Source organism: Vogesella lacus, assembly GCF_979366295.1.
In genome coordinates this window covers 74,933-89,946 of the sequence record NZ_CEETQT010000006.1, presented here as the reverse complement: position 1 = coordinate 89,946, position 15,014 = coordinate 74,933, and the positions used below count along the sequence as shown (strand labels likewise).

The following is a 15,014-nucleotide window of genomic DNA, read 5'->3' as shown; positions in this document are numbered from 1 at the left end:
CGGATGCAAGCCCTTTTTTTGATTACAGATCGCGCGATTCGCGCTCCATACGCCGTCTTTCGATTTCGCGCCTGGCATTGGCATTGCGAATGTCGCTGGGCGTCGCCCGCGGCATCGGTTTGCCTGTCAGTTCGTTGCTGCGCATCTCTGCGCGCACCTGCACAAAATCTGATCTGGGATGAAAGCGTGCCATGGCATTTCTCCGAGTAATCAACTGGCTGCAAGGGGATTTAAAACCTCTTGCATTACTTATTAATTACACGGACAAAAGTTTTTGGCAATGCTTTCACTGCTGCAACGCAGGAAATGATGCTGGCAAGCCTCATATCTCTACAAAATGTTGACGAGACTTGCCTTGTGACGACTATCTGCAGTGGTTTGCTGCTTATTTTGGCAGCAGTGACAGGAATTCTTTGCGTAGGTCAGGATTGCGCAGGAAAGCGCCACGCATCACGCTGTTGATCATCTTGGAGTCCATGTCCTTGACGCCGCGCCAGTGCATGCAATAGTGATCCGCCTCCATCACGACCGCGAGGCCGTCCGGGCTCATCTTGTTTTCCAGCAGGTCAGCCAACTGGACGACGGCTTCTTCCTGGATTTGCGGACGACTCATGATCCACTCGGCCAAGCGCGCATATTTGGACAGGCCGATCAGATTGGACTGCTGGTTTGGCATGATGCCGATCCACACGCGACCGATGATGGGGCACAGATGGTGCGAGCAGGCGCTGCGTACGGTAATCGGGCCGACAATCATCAGCTCGTTCAGATGCTCGGCATTCGGGAATTCGGTGACCGGGGGTTGAGCGAGGTAGCGACCCTTGAAAATCTCATTCAGGTACATCTTGGCCACGCGACGGGCAGTGTCCTGGGTGTTGTGGTCGCTGTCGGTGTCGATGACCAGGCTTTCCAGTACGGCCTGCATTTTTTCCTGCACTTCGTCCAGCAACTCTTCCAGTTCGCCCGGCTCGATAAAGGCCGAGATATTGTCATTGGCGTGGAAGCGCTGTTTGGCCTGGCGAATGCGGTCGCGAATGCGGCTGGAGGCTGCCGGCTTGTAGTTTGCAGTGTTTGCGGAATTCGGATTGTCAGTAGTCACGCATGGTCTCCTGGTGCCGGAGTGTGCCGGGTAGGCGAGTCTCCGGGGTGGTCATAGGCTGCCGGGCAGTCAGGCCGGTATAGGGGGTAGGCAGCAGATTGGGACGTTGGCCGCAATTTAAAGCGGCACGTCAGCTGTCCTGAAAGTCGTGTTCATACAGCGCGGCAAAGGCCGGCTTGAAGGCAGTAGTGACGTAAGGCTTCAGCAAGGATAGCACCTGCTGTACACCTCTGCGGCCGGAGGCCAGTGAAATCGGCTCTTCCGGACGGGCGGTCTGCTCGAAGGCAAACCAGAATTTCACTACCAGCCAGATATTGGTCGACACCGGTTTGATGTCTTCCAGCGGCATGTCCAGCATGCCCAGCTGCACGAAACGGCGGAAATGGCCTTCGAGGATTTCTTGCAGTTCACAGTTGATGAACTGGTGGTAATCCTGCTGCATTGCCGGATTACGCGCCATCAGGCCGGGCAGATCGTAGAACATGAAGCGGAAGCGCCACATGCCTTCGAAGGCGGCATCCAGATAATTGACGAGATCAGACACCGCCACCAGGTCGTTTTGCGGCACGGCCAGCTTTTCGATGATGAACTGGCGATACAGCAGGAAAATCTGGTGAACAATCTCTTCCTTGTTGCGGAAGTGATAGTACAGATTGCCCGGGCTGATGGTCAGGTGGGCGGCAATGTGATTGGTGGTGATGTGCCGCTCGCCATGCTGGTTAAACAGCGCCAGGCTTTCGTTGATGATGCGGTCGTAAGTCTTGATGCGGGTCTTGGCCATGATCAGTGGCTCTCCGCTACTTCGTTTTCGGGGAAGCAGTCAAACAGGAAGCGGCGCAGAATGGTTTGCTCGATACGCTGACGCTCGCGCGGCGGCAGCGCCATGCGCACCACCAGACGGTATTCCTTGTCGTTGAAGGGCTGAATCGCGATGCGAGGTTCCACGGATGGGGTGTCCATCAGCATCTTGGCCTCCAGCATAGCCATATGCTGTCTGGCTGCATCCAGGTGCGGTGCGCAGACATCCTGGGCAATCGCCAGCAGGCTGCGTTCGGCGCGGGCCGGTGCCAAGGTATAAGGCAGCGGCACGGTGATGATGTGCATCACGTATTCGCCGGTGAAGTCCTCGCGCTCGACGGCATGGGACAGCAGCAGGCTGTTGGGGAAAATCAGCTTGTGACCGGTCAGCTGATGACCATTCTGGTTCGGGCCGATTTCCAGAATCGAGGTGGTCAGCATATTGATGTCGAGTACGCGGCCGCGCAGTTCGCCAACGCGAATCAGATCGCCCGGAGAATAACTGTTGGACAGCGAGCGTACCAGGCCACCAGCCAGGCACATCAGTACCTCTTTGGTGGCTAGCACGAAGGCGGCGGCAAAGGCCACCATCGACAGTGCAATGGTCTGCAGCTCACGTGCCCAGATCACCAGAAGGCCCAGCACCCCGACGATAAACAGCGAGTTGCGGACGTTGATCACCCAGTGGCGGCGCACGTCGACCGGCACCTGTTCGTTACTCGCGAGTGCGCGGGCAATCGACAGGTGCAGCACGATCAGGATCAGGATCAGCGAGGTCGAGCGCAGAAAGTCGGAGCCGTAATCCTGCAGGATGGGCTCTAGCCAGCCGGGAATGTTCAGATTGGTCATCAGTCGTTGAGCTTGACGGCGTGTTCACGGGTTTCGTGGAACACGATATCGGGCCAGCGTTCCTGGGTCAAAGACAGATTTACGCGGTTTGGTGCTAGGTAGGCGAGGTTGCCGCCAGCATCAGTGGCGATATTCATCACCAGCGCATTGCCGAATTCTTCCAGCTTCTTGCGATCGTCGCAGCTGAACCAGCGAGCTGACCAGATGCTGCAGGACTCGAACACCGCATCCACACCGTACTCTGCGGCCAACCTTGAGGCTACGACTTCAAACTGCAGCACGCCGACTGCACCCAGAATCAGGTCGCCGCCATTGTGTGGCTTGAAGACCTGTACGGCGCCTTCTTCGCCCAGCTGTTGCAGGCCTTTTTGCAGCTGCTTGAGCTTGAGCGGGTTCTTGATGCGCACGCTGCGGAACATTTCCGGTGCAAAGAACGGAATGCCGGTGAAGGTCAGCTCTTCGCCTTCGGAGAAACTGTCGCCGATCTGGATGTTGCCGTGGTTCGGAATGCCGATGATGTCGCCGGCAAAGGCTTCTTCGACGATTTCGCGGTCGTGCGACATGAAGGTCACTACCGAGCTGGCGGCGATGTCACGATTCAGGCGCAGGTGTTTCATCTTCATGCCGCGCTCGAACTTGCCCGAGCATACGCGCAGGAAGGCGATACGGTCGCGGTGTTTCGGGTCCATGTTTGCCTGGATCTTGAATACGAAACCGGAGAACTTGCCTTCGGTCGGCTCGACGTCACGCACGGTGGCGTCGCGATGCTGCGGCGCCGGTGCCCAGTTGATCAGTGCGTCAAGAATTTCGCGCACGCCGAAGTTGTTGATGGCGGAGCCAAAGAACACCGGCGTCAGTTCGCCTGCGAGGAACTCGTCCAGATTCCACTCGTTGGAGGCACCCTTGACCAGCTCGATCTCCATGCGCAGCTGTTCCATTTCCAGCGGGAACAACTCGTCCAGGCGCGGATTGTCGATGCCCTTGATCACCTCGATGTCGGTAATCAGCTTTTCGCTGCCGGCTTCAAACAGGATGACTTCGTCGGACAGCAGGCTGTACACGCCGCGGAAGGACTTGCCCATGCCGATCGGCCAGGTAATCGGTGCGCAGCGGATCTTCAGCACATTCTCGACTTCGTCCAGCAGCTCCAGGCTATCACGCACTTCACGGTCGTACTTGTTCATGAAGGTGACGATAGGCGTATTGCGCAGGCGGCAAACGTTCAGCAGCTTGATGGTCTGTTCTTCCACGCCCTTGGCCGCGTCGATCACCATCAGCGCGCTGTCGACCGCAGTCAGTACGCGGTAGGTGTCTTCCGAGAAGTCCTGGTGGCCCGGGGTGTCCAGCAGGTTGACGGTGTGGTCGCGGTAGTCGAACTGCATCACCGACGAGGCTACCGAAATGCCACGCTGCTTTTCGATTTCCATCCAGTCGGAGGTGGCAAACTTGCCGCCCTTCTTGCCTTTAACCGTACCGGCCATCTGGATGGCACCCGAAAACAGCAACAGTTTCTCGGTCAGCGTGGTTTTACCAGCGTCAGGGTGGGAAATGATGGCGAAGGTGCGGCGACGGGCCACTTCATCGGCAATGCGGGTCAGTTCGGCGGACATGGGAATTCGGTTTGGCTAATGCTGGAAAACCTTGGATTGTAACGGAAAACCCGGTCTTGTGCCGAGTCTGCACTTGTCATTGCCTTAGGCGCCATGCATGGCCGTGGGGACTTTTGCCAGTGTCGGGGGTACAATCGCAAGCCTGTAAAGTGATCAAGGCATTCGATATCCATGTTTACCGGCATTGTGCAGGGAATGGCCACCGTGGTGGCGATTGATGAAAAAACCGCATTCCGCACCCATCATGTGCGCTTGCCTGGCGAACTGCTGCCGGGTTTGCAGCTTGGTGCCTCGGTGGCGCATAACGGCTGCTGCCTGACCGTTATCCGTATCGACGGCGAGGTGGTGAGCTTTGACCTGATGGCCGAGACCTTGCGCCTGACCAATCTTGGTGCGCTGAAGGTGGGCGATGCGGTCAATGTCGAACGTGCGGCGAAGTTCGGCGACGACATAGGCGGCCACGCGATGTCCGGCCATGTGATGTGTACGGCCAGCGTGAGCGAAGTCATCACTACGCCAGACAACTGCACGGTGTGGATCAGCATGCCGGAGCAGTTGATGAAGTATGTATTGAAGAAAGGCTATATCGGGGTGGATGGCTGCAGCCTGACCATTGCCGATGTGCGAGCCGATGGTTTTTGTGTATGCCTGATCCCCGAAACCCTGCAGCGCACCCTGATGGGCGTGCGCCAGGCGGGCGATCTGCTGAATATCGAAATCGACCCGCAAACGCAGGCGATTGTGGACACGGTTGAGCGGGTGCTGGCAGCGCGCCAGGCCTGATGGTTTGCGGCCAACGTTGGCCGCGTGCCGGTACTGAACAATATTGACGCCCGGTTTGCGGCTGGCAGACGGGGCAGGAGAGAAAGCATGGCAATTTCCCCGGTGCAGGACATCATCGCCGATATCAAGGCGGGCAAGATGGTGGTGTTGATGGATGCGGAAGATCGCGAGAACGAAGGCGATCTGGTGATGGCGGCCGAGCATGTGACGCCGGAGGCGATCAACTTCATGGCCAAGTTCGGCCGTGGCCTGATCTGCCTGACGCTGACCGAAGCGCGTTGCAAGCAGCTGAATCTGCCGATGATGGCGACCAATAACGGCACCAGCTTTGGCACCAACTTCACTGTGTCGATCGAGGCTGCGGAAGGGGTGTCCACCGGTATTTCGGCGGCGGATCGCGCCTTGACCACGCAAGTGGCGGTAGCGCGGGACGCCAAGCCGAGCGACATCGTACAGCCGGGTCATGTATTCCCGCTGAAGGCGCAGAATGGCGGCGTGCTGGTGCGTGCCGGCCATACCGAAGCAGGTTGTGATCTGTCGCGCCTGGCAGGTCTGGAGCCGGCTTCCGTGATCTGCGAGATCATGAACGACGACGGCACCATGGCGCGCCTGCCGGAGCTGCTGGAGTTTGCCAAGCTGCATGACCTGAAAGTCGGCACCATTGCCGACCTGATCCACTACCGTAGCCGTACCGAGTGCTTTGTCGAAGAAGTCGGTCAGCGCGATCTGGCCACGCCGTTCGGCGACTTCCGTCTGCATGTGTTCCAGGACATCCTGACCAAGGCAACCCATCTTGCGCTGGTTTGCGGCCAACCTTCGATGACTGACGAAACCTTGGTGCGCGTGCACGAGCCGCTGTCGGTGATGGACATGCTGGACCCGGGTAGCGGCAAGCACAGCTGGAATCTGCCGAGCGCCTTGCAGTATGTGCAAAAGCAGGGCAAGGGCGTGGTGATCCTGCTGCATCGTCAGGAGTCGGGCGAGGATCTGCTGCTGCGCGCCTTGCCGGATAATGTGCCCAAGAATCGTCGTCAGCGTTGGGACAGCAAGACCTTCGGTATCGGCGCGCAGATGCTGCGTTCGCTGGGCGTGGGCAAGATGAAGCTGATGTCGGCGCCGGTCAATCTGCCGTCGATGTCCGGCTTCGAGCTGGAAGTGTCCGGTTTTGTGCAGCCGGCAGACGTCGCCGCCGATTTGGATTAGAATAGCCCCCTTTTTTTGTGATTGTCTCGCTGCTAAGGAGCGCCGGATGCTGGATCAAGTCAAGCGTATCTCCCCGGATCTGTCGGGTGAAGGTCTGAAAATCGGTGTCGTCATGGGCCGTTTTAACGAGCTGGTTTGTCATGGCTTGCGTGATGCCTGCCTGTCCGAGCTGGTGGCGCTGGGCGTCAAGCCGGAAGACGTGACGCTGGCAACTGTGCCGGGCGCGCTCGAAATCCCGCTGGTGCTGCAGACCATGGCCAAGAGTGGCCGTTTCGATGCGCTGATCGCACTGGGTGCGGTGATTCGCGGCGAGACCTATCATTTTGAACTGGTATCCAATGAATCCGGCGCGGGCGTGACTCGTGTCGGTCTGGATTTCGATATTCCGGTTGCCAATGCCGTGCTGACCACCGAAACCGACGAGCAGGCCGAAGTGCGCATGTCGGTCAAGGGTAAAGAGGCAGCGCAAGTGGCAATCGAGATGGTCAATCTGCACAAGGCCTTGCGCGCCTGAGTCTGAGGCCGCCCGAGGGTGGCCATTGCCTGGCCATGTTGGCCGCAAGCGATCTTTATAAAAGGAATTCCGATGAAAACTGCACGCCGCCGTGCCCGCGAATTTGCCGTTCAGGGCATTTATGAATCACTGATCAACGCCGACCGTCCGGCCACCCTGATCGAGCGTCATCTCAGGGAGAACGACTACTTCAGCAAGGCTGACGAGGCGCTGTTCCGCGAGATTTTGTTCGGCGTGTTGAGCAAGAGGGCTGAACTGGCCCCGCGTCTGGCACCGTACTACGAGCGTGACGAGGCCGAAGTCAGCCCGGTCGAGAAGTCCATCTTGCTGATGGCGGCATTCGAGCTGTGCGAACATCCGCAGACGCCGTATCCGGTCATCATCAATGAGGCGATCGAGATCGCCAAGACCTTCGGTGGCACTGACGGCCACAAATTCGTCAATGGCGTGCTGGACAAGCTGGCTGCCGATGCGCGTGGCGAAGAGGTTGAAGCCAATCGTCGCCGTCGCCAGTCGGCCGAGTAATCGCCATCCTGAATGACAACACCCGCTGCGGCGGGTGTTTTGCATTGTGAAATCATGAATGAATTCGAACTGATCCGCCGTCACTTTACCCGTCCGGCGAATAATGCCGTGCTCGGCGTGGGGGATGATGCAGCTATCGTGCGGCCAACCCTGGGCCACGATTTGCATGTGTCTACCGATATGCTGGTTGCAGGCCGGCATTTTTTTGCCGATGTCGATCCGTTTCGCCTCGGGCACAAGGCGCTGGCCGTCAATCTGTCCGATATGGCGGCGATGGGGGCGACGCCACGTTGGGTCACGCTGGCGATTGCTTTGCCGGCGCTGGATGAGGCATGGGTGGCGGCTTTTGCGCGCGGCTTTTTTGCACTGGCCGAGTCGCATGGCGTGACTGTCATTGGTGGCGATACCACGCGCGGGCCGCTGACGATTTCGGTGACGATTTTTGGCGAGGCGCCGCATGGCCAGGCCTTGCGGCGTGATGCGGCGCAGGCTGGTGATGATATCTGGGTGTCGGGCGAGCTGGGTTTGGCGGCAGCTGCGCTGCAGCAGCGCCTGTCGGGGCACGAAGAAGCACTGCCTGTGGAGTGCCTGTTGAAGCTTGAGCAGCCGCAGCCCCGTGTGGTGCTGGGTGCTGCTTTGCTCGGTGTGGCGCGTGCGGCGCTGGATGTGTCCGACGGCTTTGCAGCTGACTTGTCGCATATTCTGGCGCGCTCGAATGTCGGCGCCGAGGTGTGGCTGGATGCCTTACCGACTCATCCGCAACTGGCAGTGCAGCGCGCGCGCTGGTTGTCGGCGATTGCGGCTGGCGGTGATGACTATGAGTTGTGCTTCACGGCGTCGCCTGCTGCCGAGTCGGCGGTATTGAATGCGGCGAAGGCGGCGGGCGTGGCGGTCTGCAAGGTTGGCTGCATTGTGGCCAGTGGCGGGCTGCGCTTGCTGGATGCGGCGGGTGATGAGGTGAAGCTGGGGAGTCTGGGTTATGACCACTTTGCGCAAGCCTGACCGGCAGTTCTTGCTGCGTCACCCGGCGCATTTTCTGGCGCTGGGCTTTGGAAGCGGCCTGATCACGCCGGCTCCGGGCACCTGGGGCAGTATTGCCGCCTTGCCGTTGGCGGCGGGTCTGTATCTGGCGGGTGTGCACGGTGTGATGCTGGCTTGGCTGGTCTTGCCGCTGTTTGTGTTGGGGGTGTGGGTGTGTGAGGTGACCGGCCGGGCACTTGGTGTCTCGGATAGCGGTCACATCGTCTGGGACGAGATTGTGGCCATGCTGCTGGTGCTGGCGGCAGTGCCGGCGACGCCTGTGGCATGGTTGGCCGCACTGCTGGCGTTTCGGGTGTTTGATATCCTGAAGCCTTGGCCGATACGCTGGCTGGATGCGCGGGTGCATGGCGGCTTTGGGGTGATGCTGGATGATGTGGTGGCGGCTTTGTTTGCAATCATCGTGTTGCAGCCGGTGTTGCCTTATCTTGTGTAAAGCAATTTGCGTAGGCTGCTGATCGGCGGTCTGTTGATGCAATAAAAAAACCGGCCTGAGCCGGTTTTTTTATTGCTTGGCGAATTACTCGCTGCGTGGACGACGATCACGATCGCCGCTGCCGCCCTGACGTGGGCCGCTGCTGCGACGGTCGCCGTAGCCACCGCGATTGCCGCCGTAGCCACCGCCTGGCTTGCGATCACCATAGCCGCCGCCATTGCCGCGACGTGGGCCGCCTTTGCCGCCGCTCGGACGACCTTTTGGTGGGCGACGGGTTGGCTCCAGGCCGGCAATCACTGCCTCTGGCAGGCTGCGCTTCAGGTATTGCTCGATACGGCGAACGCGGTGGAATTCACGCGATTCGGCGATGGTAATGGCGGTGCCGCTGCGGCCAGCACGACCAGTACGACCGATGCGGTGTACGTAGTCTTCGGCTTGCTTTGGCAGGTCGTAGTTAACTACCAGGCCAATGCCAGGAACGTCGATGCCGCGGGCGGCGACGTCGGTGGCAACCAGAATCTTGATACGGCCGCGACGCAGGTCGTTCAAGGTGCGGTTACGCCAGCTTTGTGGCATGTCGCCGTGCAGGCAGGCTGCGGAATAGCCCATGTCGGACAGCTTGTCAGCCATTTCTTCGGAGCCGATTTTGGTGGCGGTGAAGACAACAGCCTGATCAAAGTCGGATTCTTTCAGGATGGCATCCAGCAGGCGCTGCTTGTGGCCGTGGTCGTCGGCGTACAGCAGATGTTCGTCGATGTTGCCGCTGTCTTCCTTGCGTTCGATTTCGATGCGCTGCGGATTGCGGGTCATGCGCTCGGCCATCTTGCCGACTACGCCATCAAGTGTGGCGGAGAACAGCAGGGTCTGGCGGGTGGCTGGCGTGGCAGCAACGATGGTTTCGATGTCTTCGATGAAGCCCATGTCCAGCATGCGGTCGGCTTCGTCAAGAATCAGCATTTCCAAGCGGGAGAAATCAACACGGCCGGAGCGCATGTGATCCATCAGGCGGCCTGGAGTGGCAACGATGATGTCAACCGGACGCGACAGGGCGCGGGTCTGGAAGCCGAAGGAGGCGCCGCCAACCAAGGTGACGGTGCGCAACCAGCGCAGGTGTTCGCCGTAAACCAGGGCGTTTTTCTCGACCTGCTGTGCCAGTTCGCGAGTCGGCGTCAGTACCAGAACGCGCGGGCCGTTGCCCGGCAGCTGCGAGCGCTCGCCCATCTTGGTCAGCGCTGGCAGCAGGAAGGCTGCGGTCTTGCCGCTACCGGTCTGTGCCGATACCAGCAGGTCTTTGTTTGCCAGTGCAGCAGGGATAGCTTCGCCCTGTACCGGGGTAGGGTTTTCGTAACCGGTTTGTGCCAGTGCCTTGACGATAGGCGCAGGAAGTCCGAGGTCAGCAAAAGTCATGGTGATCCTTTCAGTCGGCAGTTTGTGTGTGTGCCGGATTGGCCCGCTAATGGGTTCCAGGTCATCGAACCAACCTGACAAAAGCGGCGAACTGCAGTCCGAACTGAAAGGACGGGGCGCGAGAAACGAAGCTAGGAAAACGGTCAGAAGCGATGAAAATGCAACGCTGGCAGTGCGGGTGTTGCCGCCAGCAAAATCAGGAAGTCGGCGAGTATACGTAAATTAATTTTAGTTTGCAATGGGTGCGCGCAATTATCTTTTGCAAGTCGCTGATTTTTATATCATGACAAAATCAGAAAAATAAAATTACTGCCAACTCAGCCATTCCAGCGTTTCTTCGGTTTTCTTGCTGGGCAAATATTCGGCGGCACAGCTACCGTTGTAATCCATCACCTTCAAAAAGTGAAAGAGTTGCTTGAGTGGCAATTCTCCGCTGCCAGGCTCGTGGCGGCCGGGATGATCGGCAAACTGGATGTGCGCAATCTTGGGCAGGTAGCGACTGATCAGATTGGGAATGTCTTCCTGCATGCGTGCCATATGGTAGAGGTCAATCTGCATGCCGAGATTGTGGTGTAGCGAGTCGCGCAGGATGGCGGCCAACTCTGCCGGGGTGCTGATCAGGAAGTCTGGCATGTCGAGACGATTGATTGCTTCGCAGGTTACGCGAATATCGTGTGGTGCCAGAATCTCACCGGCAATCGCCAGATTGCTGGCCAGTGCGCGCAAGGATTCTTCGCGCGAAAACGCCGGGTCTTGCCTGCCTGGCAAAACATTCACCATGCGCACGCCGAGTGTCACGGCGTATTCGACCGCGTTATCCAGCGCCTCGGCAAACTGGTCGCGCCGCTCGGGGTGGCCGGCCAGGCCGAAACCACCTTGCATCAGGTCGCCAGCTGGCACATTGATCAGGATGATGTCGGTGCCTGCACTGTCTGCTGCATCGCGCAGCAGACGGGCAGGGTGGCTGTAGGGGAACTGGATTTCCACCTCCTTGAAGCCGGCTGCTGCTGCGGCAGCAAATCTTGCCGGAAGCGGATGTTCGGTAAAAAGAAGGCTGAGGTTAGCCGCAAAACGTAACATTTATGATGCCTGCTGTTTGTCGGTGTGGAGCTTGATCAGAGTGCTCAGGTCGTCTGTGGCGTAGCCATTTTGACAGTGTCGCGCCATCAGGTTTGCGGCGAGCTCGGCCATTGGTGTGTTGCTATGGCAATCTTTGGCAAGCTGCAGGGTGTTATTGAGGTCCTTGAGCAAGGTTTCGACTTTCCACTGCACTGGTTCGTAGCTTCCGCTCGCCATGCGCGGCGTCAGAATCTGAAATGGCAAGGAGTCGGCAAAGCCACCGGCCAGTGCGGCGGGGAGCTTGTCTGCCGCGATGCCGGCATTTTGGGCGAGACTGACCATTTCGGCGATCAGCATGGCGTTGCTGGCGACAATCAGTTGATTGCAGATTTTGCCGATCTGGCCAGCGCCATGACTGCCAAGCCTTGTGTAGCGCTTGCCGACAGTCAGGAAAATCTCATGGGTCGACTCAATGGCCTGCTCGTCGCCACCGCACATGATAACCAGATTGCCGCTTTCGGCGCCGGCGACGCCGCCGCTGACTGGTGCGTCAATCCATTGGCCACCACTTAGTGCACACCGCTGCGCCAGCTCGCGTGTCAGTTGTGGAGATGTGCTGGAGAAATCAATGCAGATTTTACCGGACAAATCTGTGGTGAAAATGCCTTCATCGCCATAACAAACCGCCTGCATGGCCTGATCATTGGCGAGGCATAACAGGATAACGTCCGAGCGGTCTGCCAGCTCGCGGGGCGAGTTTGTGCGGCGGCCTTTGGTTAGTTGCTGATATTTGTCTGCGTTGCGATTCCAGATGTTCAGCTTCCACTGGGCTTGTAGCAGCTGATGGCACATGGGGATGCCCATGAGGCCGAGGCCAATAAAGCCAAGTGCTCTGGAGTCAGCGTGCGCAACAGATTTCATAGCATTAACTTTAAAATGGGTTGATGGTGATCAAGTTTGTGCAGAATATGCTGAGCGTATCGCGTTTGGGCGCAATGTTCAAACTGACTTGGCTGGTGGCGGTCATGCGGTAGAATCGCCCCTTTTTGCAATTCTGTTTCAGCTTATGAGTCATCATCCCTTTCTATATGTAAACAGTCGTCCATGGGCCAAGCGGGTAAGCAATATCTATCAGCGTGAAGGTGCTCGTGCGAAAGATATCGCCCGTGAAGATGTGGCCAGAGCGGTCAGAAGTTCGCCACTGCGTATGCAAGATCTGGAAGAGCGTACCGAGCTAGAGTGTGAGCTGGCACATGCTTTTGGCCGATACGTTCAGTCAGGCCGAAAGTTTTGCCAGCTGGATGCGGCTTTGTTGAAAGCTTTGGATGCCAGCGCCTTGCCGGCGCGGGTGCCGGATTTGTCACCAGTCATGGGCGAGAGCTTTTACTGCATGCTGGATGAGCAGTGTGGTGTCTACATTGATATTGCAGCAGAAGGGCAGTCGGCGCGCCTGTTGCTGGTCAAGGCGGCTGGCGCGAAAGAGTCATGGTGGCAACTGGCTGACGAAGTACTTACGCTGGGCTTGGCTGTGCATGATGAGTTGCACTTGCCGGAGCAGTCTTCGATCGAGCAATGGTGGCTGCCACTTAATCGGGTACTGAAGGTCATGGCTTTGCTCACGCAGAAGCATCTGCAGTGGCAGGAGTTGGTGCGTGAGGATGTGCCGGTTGGCAAGGGTTATGAGCTGCGTTGGGCCGCTGAATTGAGTGCTCGTGATGAGTTGGCTGGTGGCTACTGGCGCCGGCAGGGTGAAGTGGCTGGCGGACGCCTCGTATGGATTCCGCCAAAATAAGTCCTTACAGGAATTGCCTGATCAGCTGACTAAGTGTTGACATGTCAAAAGGCTTGTCGCAGATGGCGGAGACGCCGGCTTCTTCCACTGCGGCCAACCTTTGCTGATCCTGCTCGCTCGAAACCATCAGCACCGGAATGCTGCCGGCGCGCGGGTCATTGCGGATGTATTCGGTCAATGCCTTGCCATCCATCTCCGGCATATTGTAATCGGTGATTATCAGATGGTAGTTGGTGTCGAATTGCAGGACTTCGGTAGCCTCCTTGCCATTGCTGGCTTCGTCGATATCGCAAAAACCGAAGCGCTCCAGCACGTTGCGCAGATAGTTGCGCGAAGTCAGGCTGTCGTCCACGAGTAAAACGCGCTTGGTATCCAGATCCAGCGATTCCAGCTCTGCGCGAGTTTCTTCGATATTCAGATAGTCCACGCTGCTGGTAATTGCCTTATCCAGCTGGGAAACGGTGAATGGCTTGGGCAAGATGGCCATGGCACCGGCCTGGCGGATGGCATTCAGTTGCTGCGGGCGTGTTTCGCTCGAGATCAGTACGAATGGCATTTCACGCATATCCTCAGCCAGTCGCATCTGGGTAACCAGATCGCTGCCAGTCATGTCCGGCAGGTACATCGCACTGATGACAATGTCCGGACGCGGCACCTCACGTATGCGCTGCAATGCGGCAGCACCCGTCTCGGCACGATCAATCATTTCTACGCCCAGCTCATGCAGGAAGTGTTGAATGATGTTGCCTTGTGCGCGGGAGGGCTCTACGAGACAAATGGTGAGGCTGCTCAAGTCAAACATACAGTAACCAGTCTTTATCGGGATTAGCTTTGGCTAATCATAATAAAGCTCACGGGTGAATTGAAAGTATTTGATTATTGATTAATAGCCCTTTTGTGCTTGTTGCTCAAGCCAGAGGCAAAAGCTGCTGACCGCCGGATCGTTGATGGCGGCGCGCGGGGCGATCCAGCAATACCCTCGAACGGGAACCAGCGGCTGGGGCAGGGGGGCGATCAAAAGGCCGCTTGTCACTTCGTTCTGCATCATCGGCATCGGCCCCAGAATTACGCCGAGGCCACTCAGTGCGGCACTCAGGGCGAGGGTGAAGCGGTCAAAATGAATGCTGGATGCTGGCTTCAGCTCGGCATAGCCAGCCAGAGTCAGCCAGCGTTGCCATGCAGTTGGCCGGGTGTCGGCATAGAGCAGGGTGTGGCGGGCGAGGTCGGCCGGGCTGTTGATCGGGGTTTGCTCGAGCAGGCGTGGGCTGCACAGCGGCAGTTCGTTCTCGATGAGGAAGGGCTTGGTAATGTGGCCGGGCCAATCACCTGGGCCGCGGCGGATGGCGATGTCAAAGTCGGCTTCAATGCGGCTGATGTCACGATCTGAGGTCACGATGTGCAGGCTGATATCCGGATGCATCTCCTTGAAGCTTGCCAGTCTGGGTAGTAGCCAATAGGTGGCAAATGTAGGTGTCGAGTTGATTGAAATCCGCCGCTGATGGTCTGGCTGCAATAGCTGGGCAGTTGCGTTGCTGATCAGGTCGAGGCCGTCTTGCACCTGTACCAGGTAGCGCCAGCCGGTGTCAGTGAGCCGCACCCGGCCGCCGGCGCGCTCAAAAAGCTGTACGCCCAGCCAGTCTTCAAGCTGTTTGATCTGCTTGCTCACAGCGCCGTGTGTCACGTGCAGCTCGGTTGCAGCGGCGGAAAAGCTTTCCAGTCTTGCGGCTGACTCGAAAATGCGCAGCGCATTCAGGGGAGGGTAGGTGTTCATGGGGTGTGATTATAACTCACAGCCCATGTTGCGATTACTCGTTTGTGCTTGTGGTGTGAACAGCGTAATCTCTATGGTGTTTCCATCGGCCCGATCAGGGCCGGACGTTGGCCGCAGTCTTACCCGTTTA

At 58.2% G+C, this 15,014-nt stretch carries 17 protein-coding genes; 7 read left to right on the top strand and 10 right to left on the bottom strand.

Annotation, left to right across the window (positions count from 1 at the left end):
- Nucleotides 1-22: 22 nt before the first annotated feature.
- The 5 genes from ACZ9W6_RS09260 to ACZ9W6_RS09240 all read right to left on the bottom strand — a co-directional run bounded on the left by ACZ9W6_RS09260 (nucleotide 23) and on the right by ACZ9W6_RS09240 (nucleotide 4,356).
- Nucleotides 23-193, bottom strand: a complete 171-nt coding sequence (locus ACZ9W6_RS09260; protein WP_465190825.1) for a hypothetical protein — start codon at nucleotides 191-193, stop codon at nucleotides 23-25.
- A gap of 192 nt (nucleotides 194-385) precedes the next feature.
- Entirely contained in the window at nucleotides 386-1,099 is a 714-nt protein-coding gene (gene folE / locus ACZ9W6_RS09255) for a GTP cyclohydrolase I (RefSeq protein ID WP_465190824.1), read from the bottom strand.
- Nucleotides 1,100-1,229: 130 nt separating this feature from the next.
- Nucleotides 1,230-1,880 (bottom strand): TetR/AcrR family transcriptional regulator, encoded by a 651-nt coding sequence (locus ACZ9W6_RS09250; protein WP_465190823.1) that lies wholly within the window; start codon nucleotides 1,878-1,880, stop codon nucleotides 1,230-1,232.
- 2 nt (nucleotides 1,881-1,882) lie between these two features.
- The gene (locus ACZ9W6_RS09245) at nucleotides 1,883-2,746 is read right to left on the bottom strand and encodes a mechanosensitive ion channel domain-containing protein (RefSeq protein WP_465190822.1); all 864 of its coding nucleotides are present in this window, start codon (nucleotides 2,744-2,746) and stop codon (nucleotides 1,883-1,885) included.
- Nucleotides 2,746-4,356 carry a peptide chain release factor 3 gene (locus tag ACZ9W6_RS09240; protein WP_465190821.1) on the bottom strand — a complete coding sequence of 537 codons (1,611 nt, stop codon included), beginning with the start codon at nucleotides 4,354-4,356 and terminating at the stop codon, nucleotides 2,746-2,748. Before ACZ9W6_RS09240 ends, ACZ9W6_RS09245 begins: the two co-directional genes overlap by 1 nt.
- A gap of 171 nt (nucleotides 4,357-4,527) precedes the next feature.
- On the opposite strand from ACZ9W6_RS09240, the gene ACZ9W6_RS09235 reads away from it, so the two are divergent.
- The 6 genes from ACZ9W6_RS09235 to ACZ9W6_RS09210 all read left to right on the top strand — a co-directional run bounded on the left by ACZ9W6_RS09235 (nucleotide 4,528) and on the right by ACZ9W6_RS09210 (nucleotide 8,855).
- Complete coding sequence (locus tag ACZ9W6_RS09235) at nucleotides 4,528-5,139, top strand: riboflavin synthase subunit alpha (protein WP_465190820.1); 612 nt, start codon at nucleotides 4,528-4,530, stop codon at nucleotides 5,137-5,139.
- Nucleotides 5,140-5,226: 87 nt separating this feature from the next.
- The gene (gene ribBA, locus ACZ9W6_RS09230; RefSeq protein ID WP_465190819.1) at nucleotides 5,227-6,342 is read left to right on the top strand and encodes a bifunctional 3,4-dihydroxy-2-butanone-4-phosphate synthase/GTP cyclohydrolase II; all 1,116 of its coding nucleotides are present in this window, start codon (nucleotides 5,227-5,229) and stop codon (nucleotides 6,340-6,342) included.
- Nucleotides 6,343-6,388: 46 nt separating this feature from the next.
- Nucleotides 6,389-6,856 carry a 6,7-dimethyl-8-ribityllumazine synthase gene (gene ribH / locus ACZ9W6_RS09225; RefSeq protein WP_465190817.1) on the top strand — a complete coding sequence of 156 codons (468 nt, stop codon included), beginning with the start codon at nucleotides 6,389-6,391 and terminating at the stop codon, nucleotides 6,854-6,856.
- A 72-nt stretch (nucleotides 6,857-6,928) separates the two neighbouring features.
- Entirely contained in the window at nucleotides 6,929-7,381 is a 453-nt protein-coding gene (nusB, locus tag ACZ9W6_RS09220; RefSeq protein WP_465190816.1) for a transcription antitermination factor NusB, read from the top strand.
- A 54-nt stretch (nucleotides 7,382-7,435) separates the two neighbouring features.
- The gene (thiL, locus tag ACZ9W6_RS09215; protein ID WP_465190815.1) at nucleotides 7,436-8,383 is read left to right on the top strand and encodes a thiamine-phosphate kinase; all 948 of its coding nucleotides are present in this window, start codon (nucleotides 7,436-7,438) and stop codon (nucleotides 8,381-8,383) included.
- Nucleotides 8,361-8,855, top strand: a complete 495-nt coding sequence (locus ACZ9W6_RS09210) for a phosphatidylglycerophosphatase A family protein (protein ID WP_465190814.1) — start codon at nucleotides 8,361-8,363, stop codon at nucleotides 8,853-8,855. The genes thiL and ACZ9W6_RS09210 overlap by 23 nt, the downstream gene beginning before the upstream one ends.
- Before the next feature lie 84 nt (nucleotides 8,856-8,939).
- Here ACZ9W6_RS09210 and ACZ9W6_RS09205 read toward each other — a convergent pair whose 3' ends face one another.
- The 3 genes from ACZ9W6_RS09205 to ACZ9W6_RS09195 all read right to left on the bottom strand — a co-directional run bounded on the left by ACZ9W6_RS09205 (nucleotide 8,940) and on the right by ACZ9W6_RS09195 (nucleotide 12,173).
- Entirely contained in the window at nucleotides 8,940-10,262 is a 1,323-nt protein-coding gene (locus ACZ9W6_RS09205) for a DEAD/DEAH box helicase (protein ID WP_465190813.1), read from the bottom strand.
- Between the two features lie 306 nt (nucleotides 10,263-10,568).
- Nucleotides 10,569-11,342 (bottom strand): hydroxypyruvate isomerase family protein, encoded by a 774-nt coding sequence (locus ACZ9W6_RS09200; protein ID WP_465190812.1) that lies wholly within the window; start codon nucleotides 11,340-11,342, stop codon nucleotides 10,569-10,571.
- Nucleotides 11,343-12,173 (bottom strand): NAD(P)-dependent oxidoreductase, encoded by an 831-nt coding sequence (locus ACZ9W6_RS09195; protein WP_465190811.1) that lies wholly within the window; start codon nucleotides 12,171-12,173, stop codon nucleotides 11,343-11,345.
- Nucleotides 12,174-12,183: 10 nt separating this feature from the next.
- On the opposite strand from ACZ9W6_RS09195, the gene ACZ9W6_RS09190 reads away from it, so the two are divergent.
- Nucleotides 12,184-13,113, top strand: a complete 930-nt coding sequence (locus tag ACZ9W6_RS09190) for a hypothetical protein (RefSeq protein ID WP_465190810.1) — start codon at nucleotides 12,184-12,186, stop codon at nucleotides 13,111-13,113.
- A 4-nt stretch (nucleotides 13,114-13,117) separates the two neighbouring features.
- On the opposite strand, the gene ACZ9W6_RS09185 is transcribed toward ACZ9W6_RS09190, so the two are convergent.
- Nucleotides 13,118-13,915, bottom strand: a complete 798-nt coding sequence (locus tag ACZ9W6_RS09185) for a response regulator (protein WP_465190809.1) — start codon at nucleotides 13,913-13,915, stop codon at nucleotides 13,118-13,120.
- An 81-nt stretch (nucleotides 13,916-13,996) separates the two neighbouring features.
- Entirely contained in the window at nucleotides 13,997-14,884 is an 888-nt protein-coding gene (gene gcvA, locus ACZ9W6_RS09180) for a transcriptional regulator GcvA (protein WP_465190808.1), read from the bottom strand.
- Nucleotides 14,885-15,014 lie beyond the last annotated feature (130 nt).